The following is a 12,020-nucleotide window of genomic DNA, read 5'->3' as shown; positions in this document are numbered from 1 at the left end:
TCCTACCACCGGCATAGCCGGTGGTTTTGTCAAGCTAAAGCGAACAAGAAAAAGCAAAGTCTTATCATTAGATAAAACTTTGCATTAAATTCAATTCTTCATTTTTCTCTGGGATTTGCAACCAAAGCGACTATAAATGCCGATACAACCGCCGCTGTTATACCCCCTGCAGCAGATTTCAAGCCACCTGTGAGAATACCTAGAATTCCTGCAGAATCTACCTCTTTCATAACACCCTCAGCCAATCGAAATCCAAAACCTGTTAAAGGAACTGTCGCCCCTGCGCCACCAAATTCCTCTATAGGTTGATAAAATCCCAAACCACCAAGAATACAACCAATACAAACATACATAACCAAAATTCTACCGGAAGTTAATTTTGTCTTATCAATTAAAATCTGACCGATTACACAAATCAAACCTCCCACAAGAAATGCTTTTAAAAAGGCAATCATTGCTTTACCCCCTTTTCGCCACAACCTTCAATACAAACACCATGGGCTATACAAGGAATGCTTTGCCCCTGTTGTGTAGAAGTTGGGCTGAGCAAGGCTCCCGTTGGAATAAACAGCATTCTGCCAATTTCTCCTGACATTAGCTTAGGATAATAGTATCCACAAAATGTAACTGCTGAGCAGGCACAACCACTACCGCCATTATGCGTATCTTGTTTATTTTTATCAAAAATCTCAATGCCACAGTCGGTATAACTTTCATCCATGTTATACCCTTCTTTTTTCATCAACTCCACAACCAAGCTATGACCAATTTCCCCTAAGTCACCTGTAGCTATCACATCATAATCTTGAGGGGTTCTTCCTGTATCCCGAAAATGATTTAAAAGCACGTCAACTGCCGCAGGTGCCATTGCCGCTCCCATATTGTTGGCATCCGTAATCCCCATGTCCATAATCTTACCAGTAGTAATCTCCGTAATACATGGAAAATTTCCTTTTCTGCCCAACACAACAGAGCCATCACCTGTTACTGTCCAAGAGGCGGTAGGAGGTCTTTGATTACCCAAGGCCAGGGGTGCCCTAAACTGCTTTTCAGCGCCACAAAAATGGCTGGATGCCCCAACCAAAGTGTGATTGGCATAGCCGCCGTCAATTAACATCGCCCCTAAGCTCATGGACTCACCCATGGTTGAGCATGCACCAAATAGCCCGAAAAAAGGAATCTGAAAGTTCATAATACCAAAGGTAGATGCAGTACACTGGTTCAGCAAATCTCCGCAAAGAAGGTAATCAATATCCTTCATCTTAAGCCCCGCCTTTTTTACAGCAAGCTCCATATTCTCTTGTATAAAGTGACTTTCAGCCAGCTCCCAGCTTTTCTCGCCAAAAGTGGAATCTTCAACGATTTTATCAAAGTATTTTCCCAAAGGACCTTCGCCTTCTTTTTTGCCCACCGTAGATGCCGCAGCCAAAATACGCACGCCCTCATTTAGTCTTACCGTTTGTTTTCCAATTTTTTTTGCATTCACTTTTTCATCACCTACCTACAAAATAATAAATTAACCCCACTATCATGGATGTAAAAGTACCATAAACAATAACAGGACCCGCTAAAATAAACATTTTTGCTCCTGTTCCGAAAATTAAACCTTCTTTTTTAAATTCAATTGCAGGGGCGACAACAGAATTTGCAAACCCGGTGATAGGTACAATGGTACCTGCACCACAATGTTTACCCAGTTTTTCATATAACCCCAATCCCGTTAACACTGCTGATATAACAACCAGAGTGACGGAAACCAAAAGGGCTGCCTCATCTTCTTTAAAACTTTTACTAAAATAGTCTAATAATATTTGACCAAAACCGCAAATGAAGCCACCAGAAATAAAAGCCTTCAGACAATTCGAAAAAATCGGACTGTTTGGGGAAGCCTTTTTTACCATCTGATCATATTCTTTCTTTGCACGTTTGCTCGTATCCATTTTATTCCCTCCTTCATAACCAAGTTTTAGTACTGCTCCGTTTTAGTATTTTCAAGTAAACAAAATAAATACCTTTATTCCCAATTCTCTTGAATTTGTCCAAAATTCTTATCCAATTTGACAATTTCCTCTTCTTTAAACCACATAAAACCCATCAACGCAAAAATATATAATAGAACCAAACAGTTTTCCTAAGGCAAAGCACAGCAACAACCAAGGTAATCCCTTTGTTATACGCCCTCTCCTTAATAATATGGGCATTACGTTTAAAACCTCTGCCAAAGCAACAGCCAAAACACCCACAAAGACACCAATCGCCAATGCAAAGCCCTCTGCCAATATGGGGATAGGGGGTAGTCTATAGTCAACAAACAGTGCAGTTGTGCCAAATAATCCACCTAATAAAATTGAATCTTCATAGGAGCGAATATACTTTTCTGTTTTCGTCCTCTGCGCCATACGAGGAATAATGCCAATCGCTGCGATAAATGCGAAGATACCTGCGGAAATAGCCATACCTGAGGAGAAGCCAAGAATAATCAACAAGGACTTTGCAATCATTTACCTCCCCCTCCCCCGCTACTTCTTTTATTCAGCTTATCTACAACGCTTGCATTAGTTTCTTTTTCATAAGTGGTCATTTCTATTTCAATAGGTGTGGGATCATCGGTAACCTTAAATTTCGAAAAATGATTAAAGAATACCAATACACCTACCACCAGACCAACGGAATAAGGTATTGATAAAATTGCCGGCATATCCACATTCTCACCAAAAAACATATAATAATAGTTCTGAAAAATCAGTGGCAACTGTGTATCGGTATGAAAGCACATAATTGTTGTGGATGCACCTGCAAATAAAACAATACACATACATATCACCTTCAAAACCTCAAAAGCCTTATTCTCTTTTTTATCTTTTTGATGATATTCCACCAATATATCCATTTCACCTACATTTGAAACTGTAGCATCAGGATACTGATGATTAATAGCCCGTATAATATCCAATGCTGTTATTAAATAGGTAGCATCTGTGTCCTTCGGTATCTGAAACACCACAATTCCCTCAATATTCCCCTTGGTTTGACCACCAATATAGACTTCAGCTACATCCTTCAAGAAAACAACTCGTCGTTCAATGATTTGTGCCTTCTCAATCGGTTTGATATAAATGTCCATTCCCATGCCCTCCAATGGAAATTTTCGCGTCAAAATTTCCTTTTTAATACTTAACCTGATTTTTCACATCTTTTGAAGTCCATAAAAAAAGAACCCAAAACAGGACTCTGTCTTGGGTTATTATGCCGCTTTGTATCAAATTCATTCTTTTAGATTTTAAAACTTTTTACAGCTGGGTCCTCTGCCAGAAAACCTGTTAAGTCAGTACAAGTAACAATGGTATTTCTTGTAATGTCTAAAACAACGGTTACAGTGCCATCCGGATTTTTTTCCATTTCCATATGCATGATATCAATATTTCTTGCCTTTAACTCTTTTTTGATAAAATCCATTTCAGAGGGGGCATGATAAAACGTAATTAAAATTGTATCATCATAAGATTTGTCATTTTTATTAAAATTGCTATGGAGAAAAACTTGTATAATAGGAATAAAAATTGTTGTAAAGATACCAATGGAATACATCCCTGCTCCTATCGCCAAGCCGATTCCAGCCATTGCCCAAAGTCCTGCTGCAGTTGTCAACCCTTTGATGGAAATGTTTTTTACAAAGATAACACCTGCACCTAAAAAGGATATCCCTGTAATTACATTTGATGCAATCCTAGACACATCCACACTAATTCCTGTTGTGGTAATGACATCATAAAAGCCATATTTAGATACAATCATCATCAAAGTTGCGCCCACTGCTACAATAACATGAGTACGGATGCCTGCCTCTTTTCGCCTTCTTGTTCTCTCATATCCAACAATCCCGCCACAAATACAAGCGATAATAATACGAAGTATAAACTCTGCATTTCCCTGCAAACCAAGTATGGATTCCTCAAGGAATAATTGCTTCAAAAACATATGTCTCGCCTCCTGCCGTTCTTACAATATAATATCAAATATAGCAAAAAGGGTCGTTATTTTCAAATCATATGTTAACACAACCACTTTTTTGCATCTTCTTACCATAATAGAATTGTACAAAATAATATGATACATGATTAAGTAATTATAATCTCATTAAATCCACTTTCTAATAATAAAATAACAGCCCGCTGCTCGGCAGAAATTGTCTTGCATACAGGCTGACGTGTTTTAAAATATTAATTAAGCATATCTACAAAAGCTCTACAAATAAAAATATTCTGACTGTTGAAGAAAGACTTTTAATTTTATTTAACGATCATATGTAATACAAATTGATCTAGAATTAAAATGCTGCCTAAAGCAAACACATATATAGAAAACCATTTCAACTTTCCGTTTTTAATCACATTTACCATGAAACGAATTGCAAAATAACCAGATATGGCGGCTACAATAAATCCAGCAATCATTGGCACTAAACCAATTGCCTCTGTTAAGACAACTTCTCCTGTTATCATATCCTTAATGGTAAGGACCATACCACCTAATATAGCCGGAATAGATAATAAAAACGAAAATCGAGCGGCATTCTCTCGATCCATATTTCTGCTAAGGCAGGCACTAATCGTCATACCGGAACGAGATACAGCGGGTAAAATTGCGATACCTTGCATCAAACCAACCACTAAAGAATCAAAAATTGACATATTGCGGATTTTCTTTTTGCCACCTTTACGACTATCTGCATAAAGAAGGACGCAACCGGTAAAAATAAAATTAAATCCAATAAATTTTCCTGAACCAAAAATGGCATCAAAAGTATCATTAAATAATAATGCAATAATTACTGTTGGAATGGTACCGGCAATCAGTAATGCCGTGGTGCGCTGAAAAGGACGACAAATCAAAGCCCAAATATCCTTCCAGTAATATACAAATACAGCAATCAGTGTGGCAACATGCAGCAAAATAGTAAATGCTTGTGTTGCCTCATGCATGCCAAAAAGATTTTGGAGCAATACCAGATGTCCTGAACTGCTTACTGGTAAAAACTCTGTTAGCCCTTGGATTAAGCCTAGAACAATGGCTTCGATTATCTGCATTATCAAAATTCCTCCTATTTCTAAACATTTCTTGTATATTAGTAACAATTTATTATATAACAGAGAATTCTCCCTTGCAAATAATATTTTTCCCTGTTAATATATAGTTTGCGGTTTTATTTTTGAAACCCCATAAAAACAGTGCTTTAAAAGGGATTTAAAATAGGTATATTAGCAAATCTTAAGAATATGCCAATTGCGAAAGCACTCATAACTAAATTTGTAGTCGAAAGAAAACGTGGAGGGAAACCTCTGACAAGCACTTCCTTTTTTGTGGTTCTCTTCGGCTCAGGAAAGAAGAAAGGAAACAAAGAATGGAGCATTTAAAATTTCAAGACCTGGATTTATCCCCCGAAATCTGCAAGGCAGTATTGGACATGGGGTTTGAAGAAGCAACACCAATTCAATCCATGGCAATCAGTGTAGTAAAAGAAGGCAGGGATGTAATCGGTCAATCTCAAACAGGAACGGGTAAAACTGCGGCTTTCGGTATCCCCTGTTTAGAGCGCGTAGACCCCGATGATAGGCGTTTACAGGCGTTAATTCTCTGCCCTACCAGAGAACTGGCGATTCAAGTTAGTGAAGAATTCAGAAAACTTCTGAAATACAAGGAAAATATTCGTGTACTACCAATCTATGGCGGCCAGCCAATTGATAGACAAATTGCAGCCTTAAAAAAAGGCGCTCATGTAGTAATTGGTACACCCGGCCGTGTAATGGATCATATGCGCCGTCGCACTTTAAAAATGGAAACAGTTCAAATGATGGTATTAGATGAAGCCGATGAAATGCTGGATATGGGCTTCCGTGAAGATATTGAAATGATCTTAACAAAAATTCCAGAAGACCATCAGACGCTGTTATTTTCAGCAACATTATCCCCTGAAATTTTGGATATTACCAGAAGATTCTTGAAAGACCCAGAGTTTATAAAGGTTGTTCGTAAAGAATTGACGGTTCCCAATATTGAGCAAGCTTACTTTGATGTAAAGGAAAAAACAAAGCTGGATGCTTTGACCCGCATCATTGATGTATATGACCCTCGTCTGGCTATGGTTTTTTGTAACACCAAAAAACGTGTAGATGACGTGGTTGAACTTTTGCAAGGCCGTGGTTATTTTGCTGAAGGTCTTCATGGAGACTTAAAACAGCCTCAGCGCGATAAGGTTATGCAGAAATTCCGTAACGGAACCATCGAGATTTTGGTTGCCACTGATGTTGCTGCAAGAGGTATCGACGTTGATGATATCGATGTTGTGTTTAACTATGATGTACCTCAAGATGAAGAATATTATGTACACCGAATTGGTCGTACAGGTCGTGCCGGAAAATCCGGTAAAGCTTTTACCTTCTGCGTTGGTAAGGAGATTTATAAGCTTCGCGATATTATGCGCTATACCAAAACAAAAATCGCTCAGCAAAAACTCCCCACTTTAAGCGATGTGGAAGAAATGAAAACCAATATCTTTTTGGATAAATTGAAAGATACTATGAATGAAGGTCATTTAACCAAATATATCAATTTGGTTGACCGCTTAATGCAAGAGGATTTTACAGCCATTGATATTGCGGCAGCTTTATTAAAAAACCATCTTTCAAACGTGAATGTGGATGAATTGGATGTATTAGACGATATCAATTTAGGTGGAACTGAGGTTTATGGCGGCGATGATGAGAAGATGGTAAGACTTTTTATCAATGCCGGCAAGAAAAATAAAATTCGTACAAAGGATATTGTAGGTGCCATTGCCAACGAAACCGGTGTACCCGGCAAAGTATTGGGTGCCATCGATCTTTATGACGATTATGCCTTTGTTGATATTCCTAAGGAATATGTGAAAGATGTTTTGGTAGGCATGAAAAATGCAAAAATCAAAAACAAAAGAATTCATATGGAAATTGCAAAAAAAGATAAGTCTAAAAAAAGTAACTAAAATAAAAAGGATTGTAGTTTTTAACTGCAATCCTTTTTTACTTGTATTTCCGATGCAAAATAAAGGCTTCTCCATCCTTCTCCATCCTTCTCCATCCTTCTCCATCCTTCTCCATCCTTCTCCAAATAAATCTTAATCAAGAACCCTCCACCTTATCTGAAGGGCCAGTCTGCTCCTATAAGAACTTTTAAGGACTTTTCTTGCAACGCCTAATGACGTATCAATATTTGCCTTATTTTTGCCCCACTAATGTTAAAACGAATTAGAATTAAACTATCCTTTATTATATTAATGCAATAACCAGAGGCCTTAAAACTTAAATGAACAATAAAAAGACCGTATATTTCTATACGGCCTTCTTAATAAATATGGAGTATGTTAATTATTTACCGTAGTAAGCTGCTAAATACATTTCTCTAATTTCGCTCATCAGAGGATATCTAGGGTTAGAGCCTGTGCACTGATCATCGAATGCTTCTTCGCACATGATGTCCAGTTTATCCAAGAATGCTTTTTCGTCAACGCCATGTTCCTTGATGGATTTAGCGATGCCAACAGTAGCCTTGAGTTCTTCAATCTTAGCGATGAAGTTATCAACTTTTTCTTGATCATCTTTGCCAGTGATACCCAAATATGTAGCGATCTCTGCATAACGTTCTTTTGTATGAGGATACTTATACTGAGGGAAAGTACCCATCTTTTTAGGAACCTCTGCAGCGTTGTATTTGATAACTTCTGACATCAACAACGCATTAGCAACACCGTGCTGTACATGGTGATGTGCACCCAATTTATGAGCCATGGAGTGGTTTACGCCCAAGAATGCGTTGGAGAATGCAATACCAGCGATTGTGGATGCATTAGCCATTCTTTCACGAGCTTCAATATCATCACGGCCATATTTGTATGCTCTAGGCAGGTAATCAAATACCAATTTAGCTGCCTTTAAAGCCAAACCATCTGTATAGTCGGTAGCCAACATGGAAACATATGCTTCAACAGCATGTGTCAATACGTCAATACCGGAAGAAGCGGTCAAGCCCTTAGGCTGATCCAACATCATATCTGCATCACTGATTGCCATTGTAGGCATGATTTCATAGTCAGCGATAGAGTATTTTGTTTGTGTAGAAGGATCTGTAATGATTGCGAAAGGTGTAACTTCGGAACCAGTACCAGAAGATGTAGCGATAGCAACGAAGATTGCTTTCTCACCCATCTTAGGGAATACGAATACTCTCTTACGGATATCCATGAAGCGCATTGCCAAATCAGAGAAGTCTGCTTCGGGATGCTCATACATTACCCACATCATCTTACCAGCATCCATTGCGGAGCCACCGCCCAGAGCGATGATTACGTCAGGACCAAATTCTTTCATTGCAGCTGCACCGGCAATTGCACAAGGCAATGTAGGGTCAGGAGTTACATCGAAGAATACATGGTGTGTAATGCCCATTTCATCCAACTGGTCTGTAAGGGACTTTGTGTAACCATTCTTAAATAAGAAACCATCAGTTACGATGAATGCTTTCTTTGATTTATATACATCTTTTAATTCTTTTAATGCAACAGGTGTACAACCTTTCTTGAAGTAAACCTTCTCAGGAGTTCTAAGCCACAGCATGTTTTCTCTCCTCTCAGCTACCGTTTTGATATTCACTAATTCATCGATGCCCACGTTGTGTGAAATTGCATTGCCAGCCCAAGAACCACAACCTAAGGTAAGAGAAGGAAGAAGTCTAAAGTTATAAAGGTCGCCAATACCACCATGAGAAGAAGGTGTGTTGATCAAAATACGGCATGTTTTCATTTTCTCTTCAAAACGTTTAACTTTTTCAGGAGCCTTTACAGGATCTACATATAGTACGGATGTATGGCCAACGCCACCGTCGATAACCAATCTGTCTGTAATTTCCATAGCCTCATCAAAAGAGCTTGCACGATACATAGCCAATACAGGAGAAAGTTTTTCATGAGCAAATGGTTCTTTTGTAACATCTACTTCGCTAACTTCACCAATGAGGATTTTTGCATCCTTAGGACACTCAATACCAGCCAACTGAGCAATCTGATAAGGGCTACGTCCAACGATTTGAGCATTGATATTGCCAGCAGCGTTCAAAATGATTCTGCCAACTTTATTCTTTTCTTCTTCGTTTAAGATATAGCATCCTCTGTCAAGGAACTCTTGTCTACATTTGTCATAAATTTTATCCATAATTACTACAGACTGCTCGGAAGCACAAATTGTACCGTTGTCAAATGTCTTGGAGTGAATTACAGAGTTAACTGCCATAAGTACATCACAGGATTCATCAAACAACGCAGGAGTATTACCATTACCTACACCAACAGCTGGCTTGCCGGAGGAGTAAGCGGATTTAACCATCGCAGGACCACCTGTTGCCAAAACCATATCTGCATCTTTCATAACTTCTACAGACATTTCGATGGAAGGTTCGTCAATCCAAGCGAGGATACCTGCAGGAGCACCAGCTTCAACAGCTGCATCCAATACAGTCTTAACTGCTGCGATTGTACAATTCTTTGCAGTAGGGTGAGGAGAAACGATCATACCATTTCTTGTCTTTAAGCAGATCAAACATTTAAAGATTGCGGTAGATGTAGGGTTTGTTGTAGGAACAACCGCTGCAATAACGCCGATAGGCTCATAAATCTTCTTGATACCAAATGCGGGGTCATATTCCAAAACACCACAAGTTTGTCTATCCTTAAACGCATTATAGATATATTCAGAAGCAAAGTGATTTTTTGTAACCTTATCTTCTACAACACCCATTTTGGTCTCTTCAACCGCCATTTTTGCCAAAGGAATTCTGTTCTTGTTGGCTGCAGTTGCTGCCGCCAAGAAAATTTTATCTACCTGCTCTTGTGTATAAGTAGAAAAAATCCTCTGTGCCTCCTTAACTTCAGCAATTCTGTGCTTTAAGCTTTCTACACTGTTTACGATTTCGGGTCTTTTTGTTTCAGGAGCTGCCTCTTTCTTCTTTTCTACTGCCATTTAAAATCCCCCTTACATAATTTTAGTCTGTTAACATGATTTTTTTCTATTGTTAAGTGCAGGAACGGTACTGCACGCACTGCCGTATCCCCCCATCTATTTTTTGTATATGAAATATAAAATTTAGATGGGGTATTTTTATTGACACAGAGAGCGATACTAGGGGAAAGAACAGACCACATTGTGCACTTTTTATATTTGTCAAAATATATCAGATGCAATATTGTGCGCTTTTCCTTCTTGATGCTAATACTAACATCGAAAATCGTTTTAATCAATAAAAATTTTTATTTTCGTCCATACCGATTAAACGAATAGCCTATATCATTTTTTATATGGACAAAAATTTGTGGTATATTATTATTGTGTTAAAAATTGAAATAGGAAGTGGATTCATGATGTATGAAATTAGTCTTTTTGTACATCCTTTCATACAAAAAAGCTATTTTTACAAAAAAAGTAATAAAAAACTCCCCCATTAAATCCACCTAAATTTGTATGATATTATCAATTATTTAACAATTCAAAAATAAAGCTTATTCATGAAAAAAAATATAAAACTTGATTTGTTTTTGTAATTAAAATTTACGAATTCAATTCGCTATTTTTCGACGCTTCTTCAGCATAAAAAAAAGCTTGCATAATTCTAAATGCAAGCCATAATTTGTCACTTAAACCCTTTTATGCTCAATAAATCAAGAAAATATCTACTTTAAAATCTATTTTTCAATAAAAACAGCTTTTCTTCCTTCATTAATTACAAATAACAACCAAATTCTCTGGTTTTCTCCCTTAACTTATCCACTAACTGCTTTTCATATTTTTTAGGTACATGATTTTCCTTAAACACCAATACATCCTTCATATACTTAGCGTAAGACCCACACCGCTTCTGTATCAGCCCATATTTCTCCAACGTTTCATCTGGAACAGGTGAAACCCACATATATGTATTTGGGACAGTTGAGAGAATTTCAAATTGACTAGCTCTTTCATAAAGATAAATAACCTTTTTCTGACAGCGCTCTTCTCTGTCATTTTCCGTTAAATCAATATATCCACCTGTAGGAAGTCTTTCATCTCCATGCACAACCTCTATACATCCATCTAAATCAGAATCTGCCCTGATATGTTTATCGGCTATGATACTGTCTTTAGAGGTTAGCAACAAGTAGTCAAACTCCAAAATGAGTCTATAGGATAAATCCTTCAGCTTAAATAACGATAAATAATATCCCTCGTGCATAACATTATATCGAATAATTCCAATATCATAATGATAATCCAACACATTTTGAATGGTTTTGCTGGAATTTGTTTCGCAGTAATGAATACGCATATTATCATCCTCATCCAGCGTATTCAAAAAATTAGTAAAAACCTCAGAAATATAGCTAGCTCTGGGTACAGAAATCTTTAGGCTTACCCCATGGTCGTTTACATCAGAATATGCATTGGTCAAATTATTGATTTGATATTGTATCTCTTTGGCATGGCGTAAAAATCGTTGCCCTTCTCTGGTTGTAATTACGCCTTTTGGTGTTCGTCTGAAAATAACAATATCAAATTCTTGTTCCAGCTCTTTCACTGCACGGCTTAAATTCGACTGTGCAACATAAAGATTTTTAGCCGCTAAAGAAATTGAACCGCATTTATCGATTTCAATTACATATTTCAAGTCTGTGAAATTCATGTATACCCTCCTAAATCCAATTATAACATGCATATCTGTAGCCTTAATATATTGCGCAGATGCCAAAAACAGCATTTTATTCATATTAACGCATATATATCATTTATTATAAAACACAATTGTTTAAAAATCCAGACATTCCATAGTTTTCTACTTGCTTGTTGTAATTATCTACATAAAACAGCTCTAGGGATACCCTTTCTTGCAACTTGTTCCTACTTGCCATTTTGGCACATATCTCTGGAAAATGAATATTGTATTATATCATTTTTTGAGGGAGG

Annotated in this window: 10 protein-coding genes; 1 reads left to right on the top strand and 9 read right to left on the bottom strand. The window is 37.5% G+C overall.

Features of this window, described 5'->3' with window-relative positions; genetic code table 11:
• Nucleotides 1-98: 98 nt before the first annotated feature.
• From spoVAE to NE558_RS12815, 7 genes are all read right to left on the bottom strand, one after another.
• Nucleotides 99-455: a stage V sporulation protein AE gene (gene spoVAE / locus NE558_RS12845; protein ID WP_256150521.1), complete on the bottom strand. Its 357-nt coding sequence runs from the start codon at nucleotides 453-455 to the stop codon at nucleotides 99-101.
• On the bottom strand, nucleotides 452-1,486 hold the full coding sequence (gene spoVAD, locus NE558_RS12840; protein ID WP_256150520.1) for a stage V sporulation protein AD: 1,035 nt from the start codon (nucleotides 1,484-1,486) through the stop codon (nucleotides 452-454). The genes spoVAE and spoVAD overlap by 4 nt, the downstream gene beginning before the upstream one ends.
• A 7-nt stretch (nucleotides 1,487-1,493) precedes the next feature.
• Nucleotides 1,494-1,940, bottom strand: a complete 447-nt coding sequence (gene spoVAC / locus NE558_RS12835; protein WP_256150519.1) for a stage V sporulation protein AC — start codon at nucleotides 1,938-1,940, stop codon at nucleotides 1,494-1,496.
• Between the two features lie 135 nt (nucleotides 1,941-2,075).
• On the bottom strand, nucleotides 2,076-2,501 hold the full coding sequence (locus NE558_RS12830; protein ID WP_256150518.1) for a stage V sporulation protein AB: 426 nt from the start codon (nucleotides 2,499-2,501) through the stop codon (nucleotides 2,076-2,078).
• Nucleotides 2,498-3,124: a stage V sporulation protein AA gene (locus NE558_RS12825; protein WP_256150517.1), complete on the bottom strand. Its 627-nt coding sequence runs from the start codon at nucleotides 3,122-3,124 to the stop codon at nucleotides 2,498-2,500. The genes NE558_RS12830 and NE558_RS12825 overlap by 4 nt, the downstream gene beginning before the upstream one ends.
• Before the next feature lie 149 nt (nucleotides 3,125-3,273).
• On the bottom strand, nucleotides 3,274-3,978 hold the full coding sequence (locus tag NE558_RS12820; protein ID WP_256150516.1) for an MgtC/SapB family protein: 705 nt from the start codon (nucleotides 3,976-3,978) through the stop codon (nucleotides 3,274-3,276).
• A gap of 311 nt (nucleotides 3,979-4,289) precedes the next feature.
• On the bottom strand, nucleotides 4,290-5,087 hold the full coding sequence (locus NE558_RS12815) for an undecaprenyl-diphosphate phosphatase (protein WP_256150515.1): 798 nt from the start codon (nucleotides 5,085-5,087) through the stop codon (nucleotides 4,290-4,292).
• A gap of 314 nt (nucleotides 5,088-5,401) precedes the next feature.
• On the opposite strand from NE558_RS12815, the gene NE558_RS12810 reads away from it, so the two are divergent.
• The gene (locus NE558_RS12810; protein WP_256150514.1) at nucleotides 5,402-7,021 is read left to right on the top strand and encodes a DEAD/DEAH box helicase; all 1,620 of its coding nucleotides are present in this window, start codon (nucleotides 5,402-5,404) and stop codon (nucleotides 7,019-7,021) included.
• Between the two features lie 382 nt (nucleotides 7,022-7,403).
• On the opposite strand, the gene adhE is transcribed toward NE558_RS12810, so the two are convergent.
• A complete protein-coding gene (gene adhE / locus NE558_RS12805) occupies nucleotides 7,404-10,046 on the bottom strand; it encodes a bifunctional acetaldehyde-CoA/alcohol dehydrogenase (protein ID WP_256150513.1) in 2,643 nt (880 codons plus the stop codon).
• A 757-nt stretch (nucleotides 10,047-10,803) separates the two neighbouring features.
• A complete protein-coding gene (locus NE558_RS12800) occupies nucleotides 10,804-11,739 on the bottom strand; it encodes a LysR family transcriptional regulator (RefSeq protein ID WP_256150512.1) in 936 nt (311 codons plus the stop codon).
• Between the last annotated feature and the right edge of the window lie 281 nt (nucleotides 11,740-12,020).

The organism is Anaerotignum propionicum (genome assembly GCF_024461735.1).
Classification (GTDB): Bacteria; Bacillota; Clostridia; order Lachnospirales; family Anaerotignaceae; genus Chakrabartyella.
This window is presented reverse-complemented; position numbering and strand designations above follow the sequence as displayed.